Here is a 23,598-nt window from a genome sequence, read left to right on the forward strand (position 1 = left end):
GTAAAAAAACACCATGAAAATTTAATTTTCATGGTGTTTTGTTTTTATACTGATAAAGTAAAAAAATTAGTTGGCTTTGGGGTTAATCAGGATTTCCACACGACGGTTTTGGGCGCGTCCTTCAGGCGTGGCATTGGAAGCAATGGGCTGATAAGAACCGCGTCCTGCCACACTCATGCGGCTGGCTGCCACACCACGGCTGTTCAGGTATTGCGCCACAGAATTGGCACGGTTTTGCGACAAGGGATTGTTGATTTCATCGTTACCTGTGCTGTCGGTATGACCGATGATGCTGATGGTGGTATCGGTGTACATTGCCAAAGTTTGCGCGGCTTTGTCCAAAGAGCTTTGCGCGTGCGGCGATAAATCATAACGTCCTGTGGCAAACGTTACGCTTTCGGGCATGGTCAGCTTGATTTGATTACCTTCACGCGCCACTTCCACACCGGTATTTGCCAGCGATTCGCGCAATTTTTTCTCTTGGTAGTCCATGTAACCGCCTACACCCGCACCCACTGCGCCACATGCCGCAGCCGAATTACGCGCACCTTTGCTGCCGTGGGTAATCGCGCCGATAATGCCGCAGGTAACGGCTGCGCCCACACCATAAACCGCTGTTTTGCTGGCGCTGCGCTCGCCGGTATTCGGATTGGTTACACAGCCGCTCAAGCCCAAAGCAGCAGCCACAGCCACTACGATTGCCGATTGAAACAGTTTCATTGTTTGCTCCTTAAAATAATCAAAATAAAACACATACTATAACGCAACTGCCACGCCTATTGTAAAAATTGACGTTATTTTTACACGCAGTTTCACGCAGGATTGGCTTCATCAAAAAACAGGCATTCCACACCGAATTGTGCCGACAAAGCCTCGCCTAAAGCACGAATACCGCCGCGCTCGGTGGCGTGATGCCCCGCCGACACAAACGCCACGCCTGTTTCGTTGGCAAGATGATATTGCGCTTCGGAAATCTCGCCTGTTAGATACACGTCTGCGCCTGCATCAATCGCCGTTTGAAAAAAGCCCTGCGCCCCGCCCGTACACCACGCAATCCGTTTTAAAGGCTGTTCGGGTGCACCTGCAAACACCGCTTCGCGCCCCAGTTTTTCCGCCACCGCCGCCAACAGCTTGGCAAGCGTGTTCTGACTGCTGGGCAATTCGCCGATATTCATCAGGTTTTGCTCGCCAAAACGCTTTTCAATTTTCCAATCAAACAGTTGTGCCAATTGGGCGTTGTTGCCCAATTCGGGGTGCGCGTCCAAAGGCAAATGATAGCCCGCCATATTGATGTTGTGCGCCAACAGCGCGGCAATACGCTGTTTTTTCCATCCCGTAATGGTAACAGGTTCGCTTTTCCAAAACATACCGTGATGCACCAGCAATAATTGGGCGTTTTGGGCGGCAGCGTAATCAATCGCGGCGCGGCTGGCAGTCACGGCGGTAATGATTTTATCAACCTGTTCTGTGCCTTCCACCTGCAAGCCGTTGGGGGCATAGTCTTTAAACAGCGCGGTTTGCAACACTTCATCGCAATACTGCAAAATATCTTGACGCTTGGACATAAATTTCCTTCGGGGTTTCAAATCGGTATTGGCAAACGGGCAAAACACGCCGTAAATCTGCCGTTTGGGGCTTTTACAAACGCTTACCGTTGGTTATAATTTCTATAGGCGGTTTGACGCTGAAACACTGGATTTAAAGCGGTGTTTCGGGTCGGCAAACTGGCATTATACCGCCCCGTTGCGCGGGGTTTCAAACCCGATAAAGGAATCATGGTCAAAATGAAAACAGTGCCGCATCCGTTGTGTTTGTTGCGTGGGCACTTTTTTTACGCCATTTGCCCTGCCGCCGACTTTTTCTCTCTACTGCAAGGAAAAAACTATGTTACAGGCTTCGCCTGCTGCTGCACCCATGCGTAAAACCAACACCCTGTTTGCGGTAATGTTGGTGGTGATGGTTGGATATTTTGTGTATTGGGGTTTGGGCTACACCCACCAAAATCATACCACGTTGTTTTTATTAGCAACGTTTTTCGGTGTGTTTATGGCGTTTAATATCGGCGGCAATGATGTCGCCAATTCTTTTGGCACATCGGTGGGTGCCGGCACGCTTACCGTTCCGCAAGCGCTGATGGTGGCGGCGGTGTTTGAAGTCAGTGGCGCGGTGCTGGCAGGCGGCGAAGTAACTGCCACCATCCGCAACGGCATCGTCAATCTCAACGCCCTCCCCATGCAGCCTTTGGATTTGGTATTTATTATGATGTCCGCGCTGTTGGCTGCTGCGCTGTGGCTGCTGTTTGCCACTTATAAAGGGCTGCCCGTTTCCACCACCCATTCCATTATTGGCGGCATTGTCGGCAGCTCGCTGGCATTGGGCTGGCTGATTCCCAATGCCAATGCCTTGGCATTGGTGAAATGGGAAAAAATTGGCGCGATTGCTGTCTCGTGGGTGTTGTCGCCTGTGCTGGGCGGTGCAGTTTCCTACTTCCTGTTTTCATTGGTCAAAAAACACGTTTTGGACTACAACGACAAAGCCGATGAAGCCCTCAAAAAAATCAAAGCCGAGAAAAAACGTTATAAAGAAGAACATAAAAGAAAATTTGAAGACCTTTCCCCCGAAGAAAAACCGCGTATTGCCGCCGCCATGGCACGCGATGCCGAGATTTACTCGTCCAAATCCGATTTTGACCCTTCCGAGTTAGAATCCAATTACTACAAACGCTTATACGAAATTGAAAGCCAAAAAAACACCATTGGCGCATACAAAGCCCTAGAATCGTGGGTGCCTGTGATTTCCTCGCTGGCAGGCATGATGATTACCGCCATGCTGCTGTTTAAAGGCTTGCAAAACCTCAAACTGGGCATGAGCACCCTAACCAACACTTTGATTATCTTGATGGTGGGCGCGTTTATTTGGTTGGCAACCTTTATTTACGCACGCACACTCAAGCGCAAAGATTTGGCAAAATCCACCTTTTTGATGTTTTCGTGGATGCAGGTGTTTACTGCTGCGGGTTTTGCGTTTAGCCACGGTGCCAACGATATTGCCAACGCCATCGGTCCGTTTGCTGCGATTATGGACGTGCTGCGTACCAACGATATTGGCGCGAGTGCATCTATTCCCCCTGTTGCCATGCTGACTTTTGGCGTGGCGCTGGTGGTGGGTTTATGGTTTATCGGTAAAGAAGTGATTCAAACCGTGGGTAAAGGCTTGGCGGAATTACATCCTTCGTCTGGCTTTACCGCCGAATTGTCTGCCGCTACGGTGGTGATGGCGGCTTCGGTGATGGGTTTGCCCGTATCCAGCACGCATATTTTGGTGGGCGCGGTTTTGGGCATCGGTTTGGTGAATAAAAATGCCAATTGGCAAATGATGAAACCCATTGGTTTGGCGTGGGTGATTACCCTGCCTGCCGCATCGCTGCTGTCGGTGGGTGCGTTCTTTGCCTTGCGTGGAATCTTTGGCTGATATGTTGGATATTTTTCCACCCCTGCCCAAACAGGTTCAAACCAATTTGGCGCACTTTGGTATCCGCAACGCACAAGACTTGCGCCATGCCGACCCCTGCCGTGTGTTTTTACTGCTCAAGCAAAATGGTGGCATCACCAAGCGCGTGTTTTGGCAATTGGTTGCCTTGGCGCAAGGCTTGGAACACACGGCACAATTAAGCGATTCCGCTCGCACCCTTTGGGAACAACGCCTGCGCGACTGTCCGCCTGTTGCCCTGTTCCCCCCGCCCAATGAAATGGAAAAATGGATGCGCGTGGCACTGCTGGAAGCCAAACGCGCAGGCGAAGCGGGCGAAATCCCCGTGGGTGCGGTGGTGGTGCATAAGGGCAACATCATCGCAGGCGCGGGCAACGCCTGTATCGCCCGCAACAGCGTGGGCGCACACGCCGAAATCCTCGCTTTGGAAAAAGCAGGCAAAATGCTGCACAATTACCGTTTGAACGACTGCGATGTGTATGTGAGCCTAGAGCCTTGCTGTATGTGTGCATCTGCCTTGATACAGGCACGAGTGCGCCGCGTGATTTACGCTGCGCCCGAGCCCAAAACTGGCGCGGCGGGCAGCATTACCAATCTGTTTGCCCTAAAAACGCTTAACGCCCACACCGCCGTACTCGGCGGCATTATGGCAGAGCAGTCGCAAGAACTGATGCGCAGCTTTTTCCGCCAACGCCGTCAGCGTCCCTGCATCCCAGAAGCCGAAGAAGCGCAAACATCGTCCCCCGAACAACCCGACAAGGAACCGACATGACTCTCAACCTGATTTTATGGCGGCACGCCGAAGCCGAAGAAGCCCAAGCAGACGGGCGCGACCTGCCGCGCACCCTTACCCGCAAAGGACACAAACAGGCAAAAAAAGCCGCAGCCTATCTGCGTGGCAAACTGCCTGCCGACACCCGCATTTACGTTTCCCAAGCCGCCCGCAGCCAGCAAACCGCCGACAGCTTGGGCAAAGCCTTTAAAGATTACCACATTACCCCCGCGCTCAATCCCGATGTAGATGCCCGCACCCTGCCCGCGCTGATTAAGAACCTCGGCAGCGAAGGACACGCCCTCATTGTCGGACACCAGCCGTGGATAGGACAGCTTTGCGCCTTTCTGCTAAACGGCAATTGGGCGCAACCGCATATTTGGTCGGTAAAAAAAGGCGCGTTTTGGTGGTTTCAAATCAAATACGACACAGAAGATAAACTGCATGCCAAATTAAAAATGGTGCTTGCCCCCGCCGATTTAGACGAATTGCCCACCCCATCCAACAAATAAACCAAACGCGCCCCGTATCACTACAGGGCGCGTTTTTTTACTGCTGCTGCGTTTGCGCGGCTTTCACAAACGCATTAAACAAAGGATGCCCTTTGCGCGGCGTAGAAGTAAATTCAGGATGGAACTGACAGGCAAAAAACCACGGATGTCCCGTAATTTCAATACATTCCACCAAACGCTCACGCCCAGCCGATACCCCGCCGATGGTCAAACCCGCCGCTTCCAACTGCGGCACATAGCCGTTATTCACTTCATAACGGTGGCGATGGCGTTCACGGATACGGTTTGCCCCATAAATTTTCGCCGCCAAGCTGTCGTCTTTCAACTCAACTTCTTGTGCGCCCAAACGCATGGTGCCGCCCAAATCCGCGTGTTCATCACGCTGCTCTACCGCACCGTCTGCCGTTTGCCACTCGTCAATCAAAGCCACCACAGGCGCAGGCGTTTTCGGGTCAAACTCGGTGGAATTCGCGCCCGCCAAACCCGCCACATCACGTGCATATTCAATCAGCGCAATCTGCATACCCAAGCAGATGCCCAAATACGGTACGCCGTTTTTGCGGGCAAAACGCGCCGCCGCGATTTTGCCTTCCACCCCGCGCAAACCAAATCCGCCTGGTACCAGCACCGCATCAAAACCTTTCAAGCAGTCCGTACCGTCTTTTTCAATCGATTCGCTGTCAATATAAGTGATTTGCACATCGGTTTGCGTGTGAATGCCCGCGTGTTTCAAGGCTTCCGTCAGCGATTTATACGATTCGGTCAAATCTACATATTTGCCCACCATCGCAATTTTGACCACATGCTGCGGATTTTGTACCGCGTAAACGATTTTTTTCCATTCGGTCAAATCTGCTTGGCGCACCGTTAATTGCAATTGCTCACACAAAATGGTGTCAATGCCTTGCGAATGCAGCATTTCGGGAATTTCGTAAATACTGGGCGCATCGTAACAGCCAATCACGGCACGTTCTTCCACATTGCAAAACAGCGCGATTTTGCGTTTTTCTTCTTCGGGCAATACCCTGTCCATGCGACAAATCAACACATCGGGCTGAATGCCGATTTCGCGCAGTTCTTTTACCGAATGCTGCGTGGGCTTGGTTTTGATTTCGCCCGCCGCCGCAATAAACGGCACATAGCTCAAATGCACAAACAAAGAATGCGTGCGCCCCAATTGCGAACGCATCTGCCGAATCGCTTCCAAAAACGGCAGCGATTCAATATCGCCCACCGTTCCGCCGATTTCCACAATCGCCACGTCTGCATTGCCCGCGCCTTCGTGAATACGGCGTTTGATTTCGTCGGTAATGTGCGGAATCACCTGCACCGTTCCGCCCAAATAATCGCCACGGCGCTCTTTGGCAATCACGTTTTCATACACCTGCCCCGAACTGAAGCTGTTGTAGCGCGTCATGGTGGCATTGATAAAACGCTCGTAATGTCCCAAATCCAAATCGGTTTCCGCGCCGTCGTCGGTAACAAACACCTCGCCATGCTGAAACGGACTCATCGTACCGGGGTCCACATTGATATATGGGTCGAGCTTCAACATGGTAACGTTCAGCCCGCGCGATTCCAAAATCGTGGCAATGGAAGCGGCGGCGATGCCCTTACCCAAAGAGGAGACAACGCCGCCGGTAACGAAAATAAACTTAGTCATGATTCAAAACCTGAGTTGGAATGCGCGATTTTAGCCGAAAAACCCCAAAGGCAAAAGTACACCCAAACAAAGCCGTTGCCCCCATACCACACGCCTGCGCGTAAAAAAAGGTTAAATACAAAGCGTTTGTTTTTGTATTCTTTACAAAACTTGGCACAAGCAGCAGATATGATTATAATGTGCCACAATTGTTTTTTCTTATTTTTATAAAACAAACAAACAAACAAACAAACAAACAAACAAACAAACAAACAAACAAACAAACAAACAAATACAATATAAATCAGGTATTTTTACCCGATTTAACCACCAAATTCCCCATCCACCGAATCATGCCCGCCCCTTGCCGGTTCGGTGCGCGTTTTTGATTCGGTTTCGTTCCCAATCAAAAAAGCAAGACCATAGCACCCCTTACGGGGTTTTGAAACGAAAAGGAACTTTGATGAATGCAGACAAAACCCTGTTAAAAGGTTTGGCAGGTTTGTGTGTCCTGCTCACCGTGGCAGCTTGCAGCAAACAGCGCGACCACCAACACGATACCAACGGTCCGTTTCCCACTGCCGTAGTTGGCGCATCGGTCAGCAGCATTGAAACCAATCCGTTTTTTAAAGGCATGTACGATTCTTTTGCCGAAACCGCCAAACAACAACCTACCCTTACCCTGCTGCTTGACAGCGCCCGCAATAACCAAGATTTACAAAATACCCAACTGAACAATATGTTGGATAAAAATGCCAAAGCCTTGGTGGTAAATTTGGCAGACGTGGCACAAGGTCCCGTATTTTTGCAAACCATGTGCAAACGCAAAATCCCCGTGGTGTATATCGACCACCACCCCGGCAAACGTCCGCTGGCTTCCTGTAACGATGCCTATATGGTAGAAGGCGATTCGGTGCAGGCAGGCATGCTGCAGGGGCGTCAGGTACTCAAAGGCTGGCGCGCCAATCCCGCTTGGGATAAAAACGGCGACGGCATTATCCAATATGCCATGTTGGAAGGCACACCGGGACACGAAGGCGCGATGGCGCGTACCAAATGGTCGGTAGGCACGATGGAACACTATCCCAAATTGGGCGTACCCGTACAGCAATTGTTCCAGCAAACCGCCATGTTTAATCAAACCACCGCCGAAGAAGTGGTGGGCGAATGGGTAAAATCGCCCGCATTTGCCGGTGTGGAAGTGCTGCTTGCCAACAACGACAGCATGGCATTGGGTGCCATCAATGTGTTAAAACAAAACAATATCCGTTTGCCCGTATTCGGCATTGACGGTTCCGAACCTGCTTTACGCGCCATGCAAAGCGGCGATTTGGCAGGAACGGTGTTTAACGATTTCCGCGAACAGGCGCGTACCGCGCTGCACATGGGCGCCAACCTCGCCGCAGGCAAAGACGCGGCAGACGGCATCGGTCACAGTATGGAATACCGCGTGGTAAAAGTCCCCTATCAGGATATCGACACCTCCAACCTCGCCCAATTCCTGCCTTCCGGCAACTGATTCTGTCGGCGCAACGGCACGCCCGTTGCCCCCACACTTTGATGAAACAAAAACAAAAGGGCTTGCATTATGTTTCACAGCCGATTTTTTAACCGCAGCATCAAAAAATACCGCGTTTTGGTGCTGTTGATTGGCGTCTTTTTGGCATTAAACGTATTGTTGTTGATTTTCAGCTTTTTTGCCACGCGTTATTTTACCAACCACGCCCTCATTATTGATGCTTCCACCCGTCAGGGCGTGCTGGTACAGCAAATGTCCAAAAACCTGATGGATACCGATTTGTACCTGCGAGAAGCCATGGCTGCTTCCGCCACCGCAGACGGGCGCGTTGCCCTGAATACGCTGCCGCAGGAAATGCTGTACCGCATCGGCGAAATCAAACAATACCGCAACCAGTTTGAACAGGCATTGGAAGCACTACAACAAGGCGGCGAAATCAAACTGCCCAACGAAACCGCAGCCCATATCGACAAGCAGTTAAGCCAAGACCCCGATGTGCGCAAGCACGTTGAAAAGCTCAATGTGTATTGGACACCTTATTTGGGTTTGTTAGATAACTACCTGCAAGACATCGGCGCAGGCTATATCAATGCCAAAACCAGTAATTATCTGGTGGAATACACCCGTTTGTACAACCAATCGCTGCTGACCGAAACCGAACACCTTACCCAAATCCTGCACGGGCAGATTGCCGATGAAACCGCCGTATGGGAACGCGTACAGCTGGCAGGCATTGTGCTGGCATTTGCCCTGTTTGGTCTGATTGTATTCGGTGCGCTGCGCCGTTTAGCAGAAAGTGATGAGCTGCTGGAAATCGCCAACCGCGAAATGGGCGAAATCATGTCGTCTGTGCGCGAAGGCTTGTTCTTGGTGAATAAAGATTTTGAAATCGGACACGAATATTCGGCGCGTTTGGAAGAAATTTTGGGGCAAAAAGACATTGGCGGAAAAAACTTTTTGGACGTGATTGCGGGCATTGTGCCGGAAAGCGAATTGGAAACCACCCGTATTTTCGTGGAGCAGCTCTACAGCGATTGGGTGGTGGAAGATTTGATTGAGGATTTGAACCCGCTACACCGCATTACCTTTATCCCCGAAAACGAAAGCACGCCCAAGTATTTGGACTTTAAGTTTTTCCGCGTAACCAATAATGGTGTAATTGAACGGATTTTGGTCAACGTGGTGGACAGTACCGAAACGGTAATGCTGCAATCGAGCTTGGAAGCACAAAAAGAACAGGAAAAACGCGAGTTGGAAATGCTCAACACCATTTTGAATACCGATGGTATGGTGTTGGAAAACTTTATCCGCGTGAGCAAAGAACGTTTGGAAGAAATCAATACTGCGCTCAAATCACCCGAAACGGGACAGATGGAATTGAAAACCAAAGTCAATTATATCGGACGCGGTATCCACAGCATCAAGGGCGAGGCTTCGGCACTGCATTTGAGCCGCATGGTGGATATTTGCGAAACGGTGGAAGACACACTTGCCATGTTGCGCCGCCAAAGCAGCTTGAGCGGTCAGGACTTTTTGGGTATGGTGGTGCTGTTGGAAGATTTATACCGTTTGGTAGACATTTTGGACAACTACAGCGAACGTTTGAACCGCAGCCAAAACAAGGAAATCTTGAACGCCAAACAAACCGCGCATTCTGCCAATACACCCGCTTCGGTGCAGTTTGCCCATGCACAGGCTTTGCACCTGCAGCGTTTTGTCAGCGATATTGCCGAACGTTCGGGTAAAAAAGTTACCCTTTCGGTGCAAGGCTTTGACCAAGAACACGGTGTAACGGGCAAGCAATGGCAGGCTGTACAGGATATTGCCATGCAGATTTTACGCAATGCGGTAATTCACGGCATTGAGTCTCCCGAAGTACGCCAAGAACGCAAAAAACCCGAAACCGGACGTTTGAAACTGAGCATCAGCGAAGACAAAGACAAACAGCACCTAATGCTGGTTGCCGAAGACGACGGTAACGGCATTGATTTTGAAGCCATTCGCGCCAAAGCCGTACAAAGCGGGCAATATAGCGCCGAACAAGCCGCGCAGTTGAACAAAAACCAACTGCTGATGATGATGTTGGGCGACGGTTTTTCCACTTTGGACGAGGCCACCGAAGACGCTGGCAAGGGGGTGGGTATGGGTATCATCAAAGAAACCGTACACGGCATGGGCGGCAAAATGAATATTGCCACTGCCCAGCACCAATACACCCGCTTTAGCATTAAGTTCCCGAAAGCAAAACAATAAACACACGGATAAAGCAAAATGACCAAACTCATGATTGTTGACGACTCGAACATCATCCGCAACCGCATCGAGCGCAGCATGGACAATATGGATATTGAAGTGGTCGCCACCGCTTCCAACGGTGAAGACGCGGTGGAACTGTTTATGCAGCACCGTCCCGATTTGATTACCATGGATTTGACCATGCCCAAAGTGGACGGCTTGGAATGCATCAAGCGTATCCGCGCTTTGAGTTCGGATGTCAGCATTTTGGTGGTGTCGGCGCTGTCGGACCGTCAAACGGGGCTGCGGGCATTGCAATACGGCGCACGGGGCTTTATCTGCAAGCCGTTTACCGAAGAGCAGTTGATGCTGGCGTTTAACAAACTGCTGGCAAACCACCAAAAAATGTTGAAAGACGCGCGTAAATAAAGTTTTTGCCGTGGCAGCATTTTACAAATCTTGATGTTTCTTATAAAAAAATGATGCAAACACGGCGAATCTTAATTTGACAGCAGTGCGCCGAAGCCGCATAATGGCTTCTGTTCTGACGCAGCAATGCGTTGGAATATTTCTCCTCTATTTCTCCTTTGTAGACTTGGCGCATATCCGTAATCGGGTATGCGCATTTTTTTGTTTGAGAAAATAATCATGGCGATTCAATGGTTTCCCGGACACATGAACAAGGCGAAAAAAGCCATCGCCGACCGCATCAAAAGCATTGATATGGTAATTGAAATGCTGGACGCACGTTTGCCCGCTTCCAGCGAAAACCCTTTGCTGGCGCAGCTTTCACGCGGTAAGCCGAAGCTGAAAATCCTCAATAAACAGGATTTGGCAGACCCCGAACGTACTGCCTTGTGGCTCAACGAATTTAACAGCCGCGAACACACGCAAGCTTTGGCATTGGACGCATCGGAAGCCAATGCCACCGCCAAAATCACCCGTGCCTGCCGCCAGATGATGCCGCAGCGCGGCGGTTTGGACAAACCTTTGCGCGTGTTGATTTGCGGTATTCCCAATGTGGGAAAATCCACTTTAATCAACGGCATGATAGGCAAAAAATCCGCCAAAACGGGTAACGAACCGGGGATTACCAAAGCCGAACAGCGTTTGTTTTTGGCAGACGATTTCTGGCTGTACGACACGCCCGGCATGTTGTGGCCAAAAATTATTGTGGAACAAGGCGGTTACAATTTGGCGGCAAGCGGCGCGGTGGGGCGCAATGCTTTGGACGAGGAAGAAGTGGCGTTGGTGCTGCTGGATTATTTGCGCCGTCACTACCTGCCCTTGTTACAGGAACGCTACCAGCCCGACCGCGACCCGTCCAGCCATTGGGACGATGTGGCGTGGTTGGAATGGGTGGCGCAAAAACGCGGCGCATTGCTGGGCGGCGGGCGTGTCAATTATCAAAAAGCCGCCGAAGCGGTGTTGGGCGATTTTCGCGGCGGACACATTGGGCGCATCACACTGGAAACGCCCAATCAATGGGCGGGCTGGCTGAAAACGGCGCGTCAGAAAGAAGCGGAATTAAAGGCAGCGCGTGAAGCCAAAAAAGCGGCGAGAACGGGACAGGCATAAAACACCATCCGCCAAACGCGCTAAATCCGCCGATTTCGGCTACAATAGCCGTTCTAGCGAATTCTGTGTGATCACACAAACATCAAAGGACAACCCCCATGAACAAAAAACAAATATTGGCTTATGTCGGTGCAGCAATGTTGTTGGCTGCCTGCGGCGGTCAGCAAAACGAGCAAGACAAGCAAATCCAAGAAAACCAAAAGAAAATTGAACTGCTGAAACAGGAAGCGGAAATCAAACGTTTGCAGGGCGAAGTGCAAAATGCAGGCACACAAGCCGCTTCGGCTGTGGCTCAAGCAGCTTCTTCTGCGGCGCAGGTGTATCAATTGGCGGCTTCGGAAGTAGCCAATACCATTCCCAAAGAAGCGCAGGCAGCCGCCAAAGCGGGTGAAGTGGTGCAAGGCAAAGACGGCCAGCAATATACTTTTGACCCCGACACAGGCAGTTGGCTGCTGTATGGCGCATTGGGCGCGGCGGCAGGCTATTTGGCGGCTAATGCCATGAATAAAAACAAATACGAACCTGCTCCCAAACCCACGGCAGCGGTTGAGCGTGTGCATCAGGATTATCAGGCGAAGCACCCCAGCCAAGTTCCGCCGCCCAAACCCGCTGCCGCCGCGCCACAAAACAAACCGTTTGTGCCTGCCAACGCACCCGCGCAACAGCAGTCTCCCGACCAACGTGCCGCCCAGCCCGCACAACAGCAGTACCGTCCCACCCAACAGGCTGCGCCCAGCAATCACCAACGCCCCAGCCGCATCGGTGGTGGTCGCAAACGCCGTTAATTTTCCAGCCACTGCATGAACCTGTCGCCCGAAATGCTGCTGGAAGCCGCGCTGCTGACTGCGCCCGAAGCGGTGGACGAAGCCGCTTTGTGCCGCTTGTGCGAACCGCCCGCATCGCCTGAAGCCTTGCAGCTTTATCTACAGAATTTGCAAAAGCGTTGGCAAAACCGTGGTTTGGCATTGGTTCAAACCGCTGCGGGTTGGCGTTTTCAAGTGTGCGGCGAAGCGTTTGCACGTTTGGGGCAGTGGCAGCAGCAACGTCCGCCGCGTTATTCCCGCGCCGTGCTGGAAACTTTGGCAGTTATTGCGTATAAACAACCTGTTACGCGCAGCGATATTGAAGCAGTGCGCGGCGTTTCCGTCTCGCCAAACGTGATGCAGGTGTTGCAGGAACGCGGTTGGATTGCCGCAGCAGGACAGCGCGACAGCATCGGCAAGCCTACTTTGTGGGCGACCACCGCTGCTTTTTTAAGTGATTTCGGGCTGGACAGCCTGAACGCCCTGCCCCCTTTGGCGGAATTGGGCGAAGTATTTAACAGCGAATAGCAAATAAAGCATTTTTTTATGAAAAACAAAACCCCAAAAAGCAAGCGCGAGTTTCGTGATGGCACGGCGAAAAAACCATCACGCCGTCCTGCTGCGACCGTGCGCCGCCGCGAAAGCCCAACCGATGCGCCAGCCCCCGCCAAAACCCGCGCCAACCGCGCCAAAAAATTGGTGGTACGCGCCCCCAATCAAAAAATTCAAGACCGTTCCCGCGATTTAAAAGAACAACGCACCGATTTGTCGCGCATTGAACCCGTGCGCCTGCAAAAAGCCCTTGCCGCTTCGGGTGTCGGTTCGCGCCGCGAAATGGAACAATGGATTGAAAACGGCTGGGTAAGCATCAACGGGCGTACTGCAGGCTTGGGCGACAAGGTTTCCCCCGAAGACCAAGTGACCGTAAAAGGCACGGCAATCAAGTTAAAATGGGCAGACCGTTTACCACGCATCATCTTGTATTATAAACAAGAAGGCGAAATCGTTTCGCGCAACGACCCACAAGGGCGCATCAGTGTGTTTGACCGTTTGCCGCAAGCTGCCAGCAGCCGTTGGGTGGCAATCGGACGTTTGGACATCAACACCTGCGGATTGTTGATTCTGACCACATCGGGCGAATTGGTGCAGCGTTTCGCCCACCCCAGCTTTGAAGTGGAACGCGAATACGCCGTGCGTGTGTTGGGTGGATTGGACAGCGAACAAATGCGCCAGCTTACCGAAGAAGGTGTGATGTTGGAAGACGGTTTGGCAAAACTGGAACGCATCCGCGAACAAGGCGGCGAAGGTGCAAACCGTTGGTATAACGTGGTGATTAAAGAAGGGCGCAACCGCGAAGTACGGCGCATTTTTGAACATTTGGGCTTAACCGTCAGCCGCTTGGTGCGCACGGGCTTTGGTCCGATTGGCTTGCCCAACCGTTTGAAACGCGGGCAGTTTTACGAACTCAATCCCGCTGAAGTCGCCAATATTTTAAAATGGGCGGATATGCCCCTGCCCGGTTCGCGCCGCCGATAATTCACGCTTGCCAAACACCCGCTTGGCGCGTATAATGGCATCTCTTTTCGGAATGTAGCGCAGTCCGGTAGCGCACTTCGTTCGGGACGAAGGGGTCGGAGGTTCGAATCCTCTCATTCCGACCAATTTTTCAGGCAACCTTTTTATCGGGTTGCCTGAATTGCTATGTATTTTACCGTTGCCGCTGCATACCCTTATCCATTCGCAAAAAGGCAATACCATGCCCCCTGCTGTCCGCCCCCCGCTTACCGACCGCCAAATGGCATTCCTGCTTGCCATGCTGGTGGCGATTATGCCCTTTTCCGTTGATGCCTACCTGCCCGCGCTGCCGCAAATGGCGGAATCGCTTCACGCCGATATCCACCATATTGAAAAAAGCCTCAGCAGTTTTATTTTGGGTGTGGCAGTCGGTCAGTTGCTCGGTGGTTCGCTGTCCGACATTAAAGGGCGTAAAAACTTGGCATTGGCGGGTTTGGGCGTGTATATGCTCGGCAGCATCGGACTGATTTTGGTGCAGACCGCCAATCAACTTTTGCTGCTGCGGCTGGTGCAGGCGGTGGGCGCAGGCATGGCATCGGTGGTGGTGGGCGCAGTGGTGCGCGACAACTACCACGGGCGCGAAGCCGCACAAATGTTTGCTTTAATTGGCATTATTATGATGGCTGCGCCCTCGCTTGCGCCGCTGATTGGCTCGCTGCTAGAACACCTTGGCGGCTGGCGTTTGATATTCGGTTTTTTGCTGACTTATGGCGCATTGGCATTTGTTTTGATAAGGGTTTTCCTACCCAAACACAAACGCGCCGAACCGTTTACCCGCGATATTTTACACACCGTGCTGGCGCGTTACCGCAGTGTTTTGACCACGCGCCCCGCTTTGGGATTTTTGTTCCTGCAAGCCGCTTCTTTTTCGTCCATGCTGGTGTTTCTTACCGAATCCCCCTTTGTTTACATGAAATTATACGGTTTAAGCCAGCACCAGTACGCATGGGCGTTTGCGGGCAATATTGTTGTGATGGCACTGTTTAACCGCACCACCGCATGGCGTTTGCGCCACGGCAGCGAGCCGAAAAATATTTTATTGGCAGGCATTGCCGTGCAATTGTGCGCCAATATAATGCTGACTGCGGGCGCGTGGCACGGTTTACCGCCAATGGCGTGGATGTTGGCGTGGTGTATGGTATCCGTTGGCACACAGGGCTTAATTGTTGCCAATACGCAGGCTTTGTTTATGGAACATTTTAGCCAAGCGGGTGGCAGCGCCAATGCCCTGCTGCTCGCCACGCAATCGCTGATTGCCGCTGCCGTTGCCTTTACCGCCACCGAACTGCACAACGGCACGGCTGCTGTGATGACCACCATGATGTTGTGCTGCACTTTAAGCGGTATCGCGCTGCTGATGGGCTTTTCACGGCAATCCCTGTTTGGCAAACCGTAAAAAACGCCGTTGTCAGACAACGGCGCAATCAAAAAACAATTTTTATTTGTTAATCGGGCTTAAGTTGATAATCACATTACCCTGTCCGTCTTGCGTTTTTTGCACGGCAGCGGGTTTGTCCTGATGGTGGTCGGTACATTGATATTCGCGCACATGCTGCCAAATCAGGCACACGCCTTTAGGATGGCGTTCCACACAACTGCGCGTACTGCCACCAAACGATTCCGCGCCCGTAAAACCCCATACTTTACAGCGTTGGTAGGCAATATGTTGTGCCTGTTGTTCGTTGCGTGTCAGCCGCTGTTTAAAATGTTTTTCGTATGCCACCCGTACCGTACCATCGGCACGACTGCCGCCGATGGCTTGCCAATCAGTCGGCTCAGGCAAGGAACGACACGATGCCAACGCCAGTACCGACACCAGCCCGCACACCCACACTTTACCATACATTATTCAAACTCCTTATTTTACAAAAAATTAATCAGAAGCACAGGCTTAAGCCCATGCCCGTTCTTTTCCGACTCTATAATTCTGTTAGAATAACAACAGCAGTCCACCAATACCACCAACAAACTGTCCCCCTTACCCGCCCAAAAAGTCCCTTATTATGGAAATTAACGAAAAAGTACGCACCTTGCGCGAAATCAAGCGTTTTTCTCAAGAAGAAATGGCAGCCAAATTGGGTATGTCGGTAAACGGCTATGCCAAAATCGAGCGCGGTAAACGGCGTTTGGATATTCCCAAGCTGGAACAGATTGCGGCGGTATTCGGTATGGATGTGGCGGATTTAATTACGGCGGATACGGATACTGTCTATATCGCACGCCAAAACCGATTAAAAGATTTTCAAGATTTAAAACAAAGCGTTGTCTGCCTGATTAACCAAGACAGCCCCAATCATCACACCTACTACAACGGTGCGGAAGAGCTGTTGCACGAAATCAAAAATTTAAAACAAGAACTGGCTTACCAGCAGGAACTTATGTCGCAAAAACAACGGCATTTTGACGAACTGGCAGCAGCGCAACAGCGCGAAATTGATTTATTGCGCGATTTGTTGGCGACACTGAAAAACCAGTTACCTGCAGGCGAAACGGCTGCTTGATGCCGTTTACTTTTTAGACAAAACGCTGTCCACAAGGACAGCGTTTTGTTTGGCTAACACTGTGCGCCATTCGCATTGATAGCCTGATTTTGTTAAAATTAAGCAGTTTACTGTACCGATTTTTTATTTGCGGAAAAAACCACTATGTTCCAATTCGCCCACGACCCGTCCAATCCTTTGCGTCAAGCCATTACCGCTGCCTACCGCCGCGATGAAGCCGAAGCCGTTGCCGATTTGCTCGCCCATATGCCCCTGTCGCCCGCGCAAGAACAAGCCGCTACCGCACAAGCGCAGGCTTGGGTGCGCCAAATCCGCGACAGCCGCAGCAAGGCAGGCGGGGTAGATGCGCTGATGCACCAATTTTCCTTGTCGGGCGAAGAAGGCATTGCCCTGATGTGTTTGGCAGAAGCCCTGCTGCGGATTCCCGATGCCGCCACCCGCGACAAACTCATCCGCGACAAACTCGCCAAAGGCGATTGGCAAAGCCATGTTGGACAAAGCCCGTCTTTGTTTGTTAATGCGGCGGCGTGGGGCTTGCTGCTGACAGGCAAATTTTCCGCGCTGCCGCAGCGTGGCGACAGCTTGGGTGCAACGCTTACCCGTTTGTTAAACAAAGGCGGCGAACCGCTGATTCGCGCTGCTGCCGATTACGCCATGCGTTTGTTAGGCAAACAGTTTGTAACGGGCGAAACCATTGCCGAAGCCTTACAAAACGGTCAGGAACGCCAACAGCGCGGCTACCGTTTTTCCTTTGATATGCTCGGCGAAGCCGCCATGACCCAAGCCGATGCCGAACGCTACTATCAAGACTATGTCAATGCCGTACACAGCGTAGGCAAACATGCCGCAGGCGCAGGCATTTACGACAGCAACGGCGTGTCTGTCAAACTGTCGGCGCTGCACCCGCGCTATGCCCGCGCCCAACACGCCCGCGTGATGGACGAGCTTTATCCCAAATTAAAACAATTATTTATTTTGGCAAAAAGCTATCAAATCGGCGTAAACATTGATGCCGAAGAAGCCAACCGTTTGGAATTGTCGCTGGATTTGATGGAAAAACTGCTTGCCGACCCCGATTTGGCGGGCTTTGACGGCATTGGTTTTGTGGTGCAGGCGTATCAGAAACGCGCCCCGTTTGTGATTGATTATTTGGTGGACTTGGCACGCAAACACCAGCACAAGCTGATGATTCGTCTGGTAAAAGGCGCGTATTGGGACAGCGAAATCAAATGGGCGCAGGTAGAGGGTTTGGACGGCTATCCCGTTTACACCCGCAAAGCACATACCGATGTGTCGTATCTGCATTGCGCGGGCAAGCTGTTGGCAGCGCAAGACGCGGTTTATCCGCAGTTTGCCACCCACAATGCGCTGACTTTGGCGGCGATTATGCAGTTGGGCAAAGACAAAGAATACGAATGCCAATGCCTGCACGGTATGGGCGAAACGCTGTACGACCAAGTGATTGGCAGCAGCGGTTTTCCGCATCGGGTACGCATTTACGCGCCTGTCGGTACGCACGAAACGCTGTTGGCGTATTTGGTGCGCCGTTTGTTGGAAAACGGGGCAAATTCGTCTTTCGTCAATCAGATTGTTGATGAAAACACTGATATGGATACTTTGTTGCAATCGCCTGTTGCCGCTGCACAAGCAGACGCAGGGGCAATGCACGCGGGTGTGCCGCTGCCGCGCCGTTTGTATGGCGCAGCGCGGGAAAACGCGCAGGGCTGGGATTTAAGCAATGAAAATACCTTAAACGCTTTGCAGCAAGCCATGAACGCCGCCGCGCAAACCCCGCTCGCCGCCAAATCTTTGGTCACATCGCGCCTGAAAAAAGCCGATACCGCCGCAGCCCGCGAAGTACGCAATCCCGCCCATCATGCCGATGTGGTGGGAACAGCGGCGTTTTTAAATGCCGATGCGGTGGCAACGGTGGTCGGTTCGGCGGGCGCAGCGTATAAAAATTGGTCGCAAACCCCCGCTGCACAACGCGCCGACTGCTTGCGCCGTACCGCCGATTTATTGGAACAACACGCGCCCGAACTGATGATGTTAGCGGTGCGCGAAGCAGGCAAAACCCTGTCTAATGCCGTTGCCGAAGTGCGCGAAGCGGTGGATTTTTGCCGTTACTATGCCGCGCAAGCCGAAACCGTGTGCGCTTCCCGTCCTGCTTTGGGTGTGATTGCCGCCATCAGCCCGTGGAATTTCCCCTTGGCGATTTTTATCGGCGAAGTTTCCGCCGCCTTGGCAGCGGGCAACACCGTGGTCGCCAAACCCGCCGAACAAACCAGCCTGATTGCCTATCGCGCCGTTCAGCTGATGCACGAAGCAGGCATTCCCAAAAACGCCTTGCAATTGGTATTGGGTGCGGGCGACGTGGGCGCAGCACTCACCCAAGACACACGCATTGCGGGCGTGATTTTCACAGGTTCAACCGAAGTGGCGCGGTTGATTAACCAAACTTTGGCACAACGCCCCGATTTGCCCGTGCTGATTGCCGAAACAGGCGGACAAAACGCCATGATTGCCGACAGCAGCGCCCTGCCCGAACAGGTTTGCGCTGATGTGCTGATGTCCGCGTTTGACAGCGCGGGACAACGCTGTTCCGCCCTGCGCCTGCTGTGTGTGCAGGAAGACGTTGCCGACCGTTTGCTTACCATGATTCGCGGCGCGATGCGCGAATTGCGCGTGGGCAATCCGTGGGATTTGGCAAGCGATGTCGGACCTGTGATTGATGCCGAAGCCCAAGCCAAACTGTTGGCACACATTGATGCCGTCAAAACCCGCGCCCGCAGTTTCTACCAAACCGAATTGCCCGAAAGCTGCGCTCAAGGCACGTTTGTTGCACCCACCCTGTTGGAATTGACCGATTTAAACGATTTGCAACACGAAGTGTTTGGTCCCGTGTTGCACGTTGTGCGTTACCGCGCGGGCGAATTAGACCATTTAATCCGCCAAATCAATGCCAAAGGCTATGCGCTGACCCACGGCATCCACAGCCGCATTGATGAAACCGTGGCGCACATCGCCGCGCATATTGAAGCAGGCAATGTGTATGTTAATCGCAATATTGTCGGTGCGGTGGTGGGCGTGCAGCCGTTTGGCGGACACGGTTTGTCTGGCACAGGACCGAAAGCAGGCGGCGCGTTTTACTTGCAGCGTTTAAGCCAAGGCTCATGGCAGTTGCCCGCGCTTACCCGCAACGGTACGGCAGACGATAACGCCGCTGCCGTGTTGGAACACTTAATCCGCCAAAGCGGTTTTGAACAAGAAACCGTGTTGCGTTTAGCAGCAGTATTGGGACAGGCGCGTTTGCACACCTTGCGCCATGCCGAAGCGGTGCTGGATGGTCCGACAGGCGAAGAAAACGTCTTGTCGTGGCACGCGCCCGCGCAAGTTTGGCTGTACGGCGGCAGCCGCGAACGCGCTTGGGAAGCCTTGATTTGGCTGGCATTGGCGGGCATTCAAACCGTAGTCGGCGAAGACCACCCGCTCGCCGCGCTCGCCCCTGATTCACAAGGACTGATTGTGGTTCACCGTCAGCCTGAACACAGCACTTTGTCTGTGTTGGCATTGGATTTGCCCGATGTGGAACAAAAAACCGCTCTCGCTGCCCGTTCGGGCGCACTGGTGCGCGTGATTGACGGCAGCAACGCAATTGATATTCTGCCGCTGTTCGCCGAACGCGCCACCAGCACCAACACCGCTGCCGCAGGCGGTAACGCGCATTTGATGGCGATATCGGAAAACGCTGCCGTTTAACAGCCTTCTGTTTTGCCCTTTTTCAAGCTGCCCCTGCGGGCAGCTTTTTTACTGCTGCCAAGCCTGTGGAAATTGCGCTACCATACGCGCCTTTCCAACTGCGTTTTTTCTATTTGTTGTTATGAATACCTCTTCCATGCTCGCTTCTGTTGATTTAGGCTCCAACAGCTTCCGTCTGCAAATTTGCCAAATCCGCAACGGTCAAATTCAAATTATTGAAAATATTAAACACATGGTGCGCTTTGCTGCGGGTTTGGACGCGCAAAAAAACCTTGACCAAGCCTCACAAACCCGCGCTTTGGAATGCTTGGCGCAGTTTGGCGAACGGCTGCGCGGTTTTGACCCTGCTTGTGTCCGTGCCGTTGCCACCAATACTTTCCGCGTGGCAAAAAACATCGCCACGTTTTTACCGCAGGCAGAAGCCGCTTTGGGTTTTCCGATTGAAGTGATTGCAGGGCGCGAAGAAGCGCGTTTGATTTACACAGGCGTGGTACACACCTATCCCGCCGAAGGACGCAAAATGCTGGTGGTGGATATTGGCGGCGGTTCTACCGAATTTATTATCGGCAGCACCCTGCATCCGATTTTGACCGAAAGCCTGCCTTTAGGTTGTGTGAGTTATTCGGGGCGTTTTTTTACCGACAAAGCCAACCGCAAAAATTTTCAAGCCGCCATTCACGCCGCGCGTAGCGAAATCCAGCGCATCGCCAAATTTTACAAACGCGAAGGCTGGGACATCACACTCGGCACATCGGGCACAGCCAAATCCATCGCCCATGTGATTGCCGCCGAAGGCTTGGGCGACACCATCACACTAACCGCCATGCACCAGCTGGCAGAGCGCATCGCCGCCGCAGGCAGCGTGAAAAAAGCCAAATTGGCAGGTTTAAAACCCGAACGAATTGATGTTTTTGCAGGCGGTTTGGCGGTAATGACCGCCGTGTTTGAGGAGCTGGACATCGCCAGCATGGAATTTACCGAAGCCGCTTTGCGCGATGGCGTGTTTTACGACTTAATCGGGCGTAATCCCGATACCGATATGCGCGAACAAACCGCCCAGCAGTTTCAAAACCGCTACCACGTCAGCACCAAACAAGCGGCGCGGGTAAACCGTTTGGCGCAGCGTTTTTGGACAGACGTATCCGCCGACGATAATCCGCCCGCCCGCTGGCAGGACAGCCTGCGTTGGGCAGCCATGCTGCACGAAATCGGGCTGGACATCGCCCACACCGCCTACCACAAACACAGTGCCTATATTCTTGAACAAGCCGATATGCCGGGGTTTTCCCGTCCCGAACAACATATTTTGTCTGCCCTTGCCATAGGTCAGCGCGGCGACCTGAAAAAAATGCACGACATCATCAAAAACGATGAACTGCTGTGGCGTGCCGTGCTGGTGTTGCGCTTGGCGGTACTGTTCTGCCGCGCCCGCCTGCCCGTTACCCTGCCCGACCAAGCCGCCTTATCGCGCCAAGGCAAACACTACACCCTGCGCCTGCCGCAAAGCTGGTTAGACGACAACCCCCTAACCGCCGCCGCGCTTACCGCCGAAGCCGAACATTGGCACAAAGCAGGACAAGCATTAAGCGTCAGCGCAGTGTAAACTTTCCCACACCTTTCCCCCTCTCCCTTTGGGAGAGGGCTGGGGTGAGGGCTAATTTTCAGAAAAAATACAATCAATCCCCCTCATGATTCAACGCATCAAACTTCGCTTTCATGGTCGGGTTTTTGCGAACCAATTTTTTCACCGTCAAATCTTCCGCCTTATCGTTGGCTAGGCGCAAATTGTTTTCAGACGACAGCAACGCCGCTTTGGTTTTTTCCAAATGGCTGATGGTTTTATCAATTTCTTCAATCGCCGTTTTAAATTTTTCGCTGGCAAGACGATAGTTGCGCCCAAACGCATGTTTAAAGTTTTCCAAATCCTGCTCAAACGTGGTGATGTCAATATTTTGTTCGCGCATCTGCTGCACTTCGCGCTTATACGGCAGCGAATGTAAAGCTGCATTCCGCAAAATACTAATCAGCGGAATAAAAAACTGCGGACGAATCACATACATACGCGGATAAGCATAAGATACGTCCACAATACCGTTGTTATACAGCTCGCTATCGGCTTCCAGTAACGACACCAGCACCGCGTATTCGCAGCCTTTTTCGCGGCGGTCTTTATCCAATTCTTTGAAAAAATGTTCATTTTTCTTTTTGGTGGCGGTTTCGTCGCCTTCGTTTTTCATTTCAAACATAATGGAAACGATTTCCGCGCCCGCTTCGTCAAATTCGCGGTAAATGTAATCGCCTTTGCTGCCGCTTTTGGCATCGTTGTCTTTGCCAAACTGCGCCAGCGGAAAAGCAGCGGTGCGAATGCGGTTAAACTCGGTTTCGCAATGCTGTTCCAAGCTCTCGCCCAACATTTTGGTGGATTGACGCGCTTTAAAATCTTTGTAATAGGCAATCATTTCGTCTTTTTGCTCTAGGGCGCGGCGGTGCTGTTCGTTCCAATGATGTTTGTCCAATTCGTGACGGTCTTGCTGCTGGCGCAATTGGTTTTCCAACTGCGCCCTTTCCTGCTGCGCCGTCCACACAGCTTGCGCCAATTCTTGTTTTTTTTCTGCCAACAATAACTGCTGCTGCGATTGCAGGGTGTGAATTTGACGTTCTTTGGCATGCAGTTGCTCGGCTAAACGCTGTTGTTCTTGCTGTTTGGCGTATTCGGTGGCGGCAGCGGCTTGGGCAAGCTGGTTATGCAGTTGCAGGATTTCTTTTTCTTTGTCGTTTAATGCCTGCTGAACAGCGTATTCCTGACTGCGGCGCAACTGTTCTGCCTGCTCTGCCAATTGGCTGTTTTTTTGCTGCTGAATCAGCAGTTCGCGTTCTTTTTCAGCCAGTTTTTGTTCCCAATTGTGTTGCACGCGCTCAGCGGTCAGTTGTAAATCCTGACGGTGTTTGTGTTGTTCTTGGGCGAGACGTTGTTCAATTTCTTGGTGAAACTCGTGGCTGCGGACTTGTTCGGCGATGTGGTTGTAAGCGCTTTCGTCCAGCGTAAAAGGGGTTTGGCAGTGGGGGCAGCGGATGTTTTGAGACATAAGGGGCTTTCTGAAACGGTTTGCCTGTGGCGCAGGTAGGCAAAATGGCGACACGCGCCAACACGAGGCAAAGGTTCTTGCGGGCAAAGTGTGGAAAATAAACGCGGTCAATTATACAATCGGGGGC

At 52.2% G+C, this 23,598-nt stretch carries 19 protein-coding genes and 1 tRNA gene; 15 read left to right on the plus strand and 5 right to left on the minus strand.

The features are described from left to right. Nucleotides 1-66: 66 nt before the first annotated feature. Together H3L98_RS09460 and H3L98_RS09465 are read right to left on the minus strand one after the other, a co-directional pair. Entirely contained in the window at nucleotides 67-720 is a 654-nt protein-coding gene (locus H3L98_RS09460; RefSeq protein WP_027021812.1) for a YiaD family glycine zipper/OmpA-like lipoprotein, read from the minus strand. 92 nt (nucleotides 721-812) lie between these two features. Beyond that, nucleotides 813-1,565, minus strand: coding sequence for a Nif3-like dinuclear metal center hexameric protein (locus H3L98_RS09465; RefSeq protein WP_027021813.1), 753 nt, complete (start codon nucleotides 1,563-1,565; stop codon nucleotides 813-815). A 319-nt stretch (nucleotides 1,566-1,884) separates the two neighbouring features. Between H3L98_RS09465 and H3L98_RS09470 the strand changes: the two genes are divergently transcribed. The 3 genes from H3L98_RS09470 to H3L98_RS09480 are packed head-to-tail and all read left to right on the plus strand — an operon-like array spanning nucleotide 1,885 to nucleotide 4,773. After that, complete coding sequence (locus tag H3L98_RS09470) at nucleotides 1,885-3,471, plus strand: inorganic phosphate transporter (protein ID WP_027021814.1); 1,587 nt, start codon at nucleotides 1,885-1,887, stop codon at nucleotides 3,469-3,471. Nucleotide 3,472: 1 nt separating this feature from the next. Then, nucleotides 3,473-4,261, plus strand: a complete 789-nt coding sequence (gene tadA, locus H3L98_RS09475; protein WP_084481855.1) for a tRNA adenosine(34) deaminase TadA — start codon at nucleotides 3,473-3,475, stop codon at nucleotides 4,259-4,261. After that, nucleotides 4,258-4,773 carry a SixA phosphatase family protein gene (locus H3L98_RS09480; protein WP_027021815.1) on the plus strand — a complete coding sequence of 172 codons (516 nt, stop codon included), beginning with the start codon at nucleotides 4,258-4,260 and terminating at the stop codon, nucleotides 4,771-4,773. Before tadA ends, H3L98_RS09480 begins: the two co-directional genes overlap by 4 nt. A gap of 37 nt (nucleotides 4,774-4,810) precedes the next feature. On the opposite strand, the gene H3L98_RS09485 is transcribed toward H3L98_RS09480, so the two are convergent. Next, nucleotides 4,811-6,436 carry a CTP synthase gene (locus tag H3L98_RS09485; RefSeq protein ID WP_027021816.1) on the minus strand — a complete coding sequence of 542 codons (1,626 nt, stop codon included), beginning with the start codon at nucleotides 6,434-6,436 and terminating at the stop codon, nucleotides 4,811-4,813. Between the two features lie 442 nt (nucleotides 6,437-6,878). Here H3L98_RS09485 and H3L98_RS09490 point away from each other — a divergent pair, with 442 nt between their 5' ends. The 9 genes from H3L98_RS09490 to H3L98_RS09530 all read left to right on the plus strand — a co-directional run bounded on the left by H3L98_RS09490 (nucleotide 6,879) and on the right by H3L98_RS09530 (nucleotide 15,521). Further along, complete coding sequence (locus H3L98_RS09490) at nucleotides 6,879-7,934, plus strand: galactose ABC transporter substrate-binding protein (RefSeq protein ID WP_034333143.1); 1,056 nt, start codon at nucleotides 6,879-6,881, stop codon at nucleotides 7,932-7,934. A gap of 69 nt (nucleotides 7,935-8,003) precedes the next feature. After that, complete coding sequence (locus tag H3L98_RS09495; protein ID WP_034333145.1) at nucleotides 8,004-10,187, plus strand: ATP-binding protein; 2,184 nt, start codon at nucleotides 8,004-8,006, stop codon at nucleotides 10,185-10,187. A gap of 18 nt (nucleotides 10,188-10,205) precedes the next feature. Beyond that, entirely contained in the window at nucleotides 10,206-10,598 is a 393-nt protein-coding gene (locus H3L98_RS09500) for a response regulator (RefSeq protein WP_027021820.1), read from the plus strand. A 219-nt stretch (nucleotides 10,599-10,817) separates the two neighbouring features. Further along, entirely contained in the window at nucleotides 10,818-11,747 is a 930-nt protein-coding gene (ylqF, locus tag H3L98_RS09505) for a ribosome biogenesis GTPase YlqF (RefSeq protein ID WP_027021821.1), read from the plus strand. A gap of 98 nt (nucleotides 11,748-11,845) precedes the next feature. Next, nucleotides 11,846-12,532: a hypothetical protein gene (locus H3L98_RS09510; protein WP_182078430.1), complete on the plus strand. Its 687-nt coding sequence runs from the start codon at nucleotides 11,846-11,848 to the stop codon at nucleotides 12,530-12,532. 15 nt (nucleotides 12,533-12,547) lie between these two features. Next, nucleotides 12,548-13,078, plus strand: coding sequence for an SMC-Scp complex subunit ScpB (gene scpB / locus H3L98_RS09515; protein WP_027021822.1), 531 nt, complete (start codon nucleotides 12,548-12,550; stop codon nucleotides 13,076-13,078). An 18-nt stretch (nucleotides 13,079-13,096) separates the two neighbouring features. After that, nucleotides 13,097-14,086: a pseudouridine synthase gene (locus H3L98_RS09520; protein WP_027021823.1), complete on the plus strand. Its 990-nt coding sequence runs from the start codon at nucleotides 13,097-13,099 to the stop codon at nucleotides 14,084-14,086. A 48-nt stretch (nucleotides 14,087-14,134) separates the two neighbouring features. Continuing rightward, nucleotides 14,135-14,211 (plus strand) — tRNA-Pro (locus H3L98_RS09525). Nucleotides 14,212-14,306: 95 nt separating this feature from the next. Further along, nucleotides 14,307-15,521, plus strand: a complete 1,215-nt coding sequence (locus H3L98_RS09530; RefSeq protein WP_246327813.1) for a multidrug effflux MFS transporter — start codon at nucleotides 14,307-14,309, stop codon at nucleotides 15,519-15,521. Nucleotides 15,522-15,563: 42 nt separating this feature from the next. Here H3L98_RS09530 and yecR read toward each other — a convergent pair whose 3' ends face one another. Continuing rightward, entirely contained in the window at nucleotides 15,564-15,971 is a 408-nt protein-coding gene (gene yecR / locus H3L98_RS09535; RefSeq protein ID WP_051532025.1) for a YecR family lipoprotein, read from the minus strand. Between the two features lie 157 nt (nucleotides 15,972-16,128). Here yecR and H3L98_RS09540 point away from each other — a divergent pair, with 157 nt between their 5' ends. From H3L98_RS09540 to H3L98_RS09550, 3 genes are all read left to right on the plus strand, one after another. After that, nucleotides 16,129-16,626 (plus strand): helix-turn-helix domain-containing protein, encoded by a 498-nt coding sequence (locus H3L98_RS09540; protein WP_027021826.1) that lies wholly within the window; start codon nucleotides 16,129-16,131, stop codon nucleotides 16,624-16,626. A 144-nt stretch (nucleotides 16,627-16,770) separates the two neighbouring features. After that, nucleotides 16,771-20,385 (plus strand): bifunctional proline dehydrogenase/L-glutamate gamma-semialdehyde dehydrogenase PutA, encoded by a 3,615-nt coding sequence (gene putA, locus H3L98_RS09545; RefSeq protein WP_027021827.1) that lies wholly within the window; start codon nucleotides 16,771-16,773, stop codon nucleotides 20,383-20,385. 121 nt (nucleotides 20,386-20,506) lie between these two features. Beyond that, nucleotides 20,507-21,988 (plus strand): Ppx/GppA phosphatase family protein, encoded by a 1,482-nt coding sequence (locus H3L98_RS09550; protein ID WP_027021828.1) that lies wholly within the window; start codon nucleotides 20,507-20,509, stop codon nucleotides 21,986-21,988. A gap of 73 nt (nucleotides 21,989-22,061) precedes the next feature. Here the strand turns inward: H3L98_RS09550 and H3L98_RS09555 are convergent, their stop codons facing one another. Next, nucleotides 22,062-23,471 carry a DUF2130 domain-containing protein gene (locus H3L98_RS09555; protein WP_027021829.1) on the minus strand — a complete coding sequence of 470 codons (1,410 nt, stop codon included), beginning with the start codon at nucleotides 23,469-23,471 and terminating at the stop codon, nucleotides 22,062-22,064. Nucleotides 23,472-23,598 lie beyond the last annotated feature (127 nt).

The organism is Conchiformibius steedae, assembly GCF_014054725.1.
GTDB lineage: Bacteria > Pseudomonadota > Gammaproteobacteria > Burkholderiales > Neisseriaceae > Conchiformibius > Conchiformibius steedae.

Excerpts from the sequence above, each read along its gene's own strand:
- H3L98_RS09460 (WP_027021812.1), bottom strand. The coding sequence starts at position 720 with ATGAAACTGTTTCAATCGGCAATCGTAGTGGCTGTGGCTGCTGCTTTG.
- H3L98_RS09500 (WP_027021820.1), top strand. The coding sequence starts at position 10,206 with ATGACCAAACTCATGATTGTTGACGACTCGAACATCATCCGCAACCGC.
- H3L98_RS09480 (WP_027021815.1), top strand. The coding sequence starts at position 4,258 with ATGACTCTCAACCTGATTTTATGGCGGCACGCCGAAGCCGAAGAAGCC.
- H3L98_RS09465 (WP_027021813.1), bottom strand. The coding sequence starts at position 1,565 with ATGTCCAAGCGTCAAGATATTTTGCAGTATTGCGATGAAGTGTTGCAA.
- H3L98_RS09495 (WP_034333145.1), top strand. The coding sequence starts at position 8,004 with ATGTTTCACAGCCGATTTTTTAACCGCAGCATCAAAAAATACCGCGTT.
- H3L98_RS09510 (WP_182078430.1), top strand. The coding sequence starts at position 11,846 with ATGAACAAAAAACAAATATTGGCTTATGTCGGTGCAGCAATGTTGTTG.
- H3L98_RS09490 (WP_034333143.1), top strand. The coding sequence starts at position 6,879 with ATGAATGCAGACAAAACCCTGTTAAAAGGTTTGGCAGGTTTGTGTGTC.
- putA (WP_027021827.1), top strand. The coding sequence starts at position 16,771 with ATGTTCCAATTCGCCCACGACCCGTCCAATCCTTTGCGTCAAGCCATT.
- scpB (WP_027021822.1), top strand. The coding sequence starts at position 12,548 with ATGAACCTGTCGCCCGAAATGCTGCTGGAAGCCGCGCTGCTGACTGCG.
- H3L98_RS09540 (WP_027021826.1), top strand. The coding sequence starts at position 16,129 with ATGGAAATTAACGAAAAAGTACGCACCTTGCGCGAAATCAAGCGTTTT.
- H3L98_RS09485 (WP_027021816.1), bottom strand. The coding sequence starts at position 6,436 with ATGACTAAGTTTATTTTCGTTACCGGCGGCGTTGTCTCCTCTTTGGGT.
- tadA (WP_084481855.1), top strand. The coding sequence starts at position 3,473 with ATGTTGGATATTTTTCCACCCCTGCCCAAACAGGTTCAAACCAATTTG.
- H3L98_RS09530 (WP_246327813.1), top strand. The coding sequence starts at position 14,307 with ATGCCCCCTGCTGTCCGCCCCCCGCTTACCGACCGCCAAATGGCATTC.
- ylqF (WP_027021821.1), top strand. The coding sequence starts at position 10,818 with ATGGCGATTCAATGGTTTCCCGGACACATGAACAAGGCGAAAAAAGCC.
- H3L98_RS09555 (WP_027021829.1), bottom strand. The coding sequence starts at position 23,471 with ATGTCTCAAAACATCCGCTGCCCCCACTGCCAAACCCCTTTTACGCTG.
- H3L98_RS09470 (WP_027021814.1), top strand. The coding sequence starts at position 1,885 with ATGTTACAGGCTTCGCCTGCTGCTGCACCCATGCGTAAAACCAACACC.
- H3L98_RS09520 (WP_027021823.1), top strand. The coding sequence starts at position 13,097 with ATGAAAAACAAAACCCCAAAAAGCAAGCGCGAGTTTCGTGATGGCACG.
- yecR (WP_051532025.1), bottom strand. The coding sequence starts at position 15,971 with ATGTATGGTAAAGTGTGGGTGTGCGGGCTGGTGTCGGTACTGGCGTTG.
- H3L98_RS09550 (WP_027021828.1), top strand. The coding sequence starts at position 20,507 with ATGAATACCTCTTCCATGCTCGCTTCTGTTGATTTAGGCTCCAACAGC.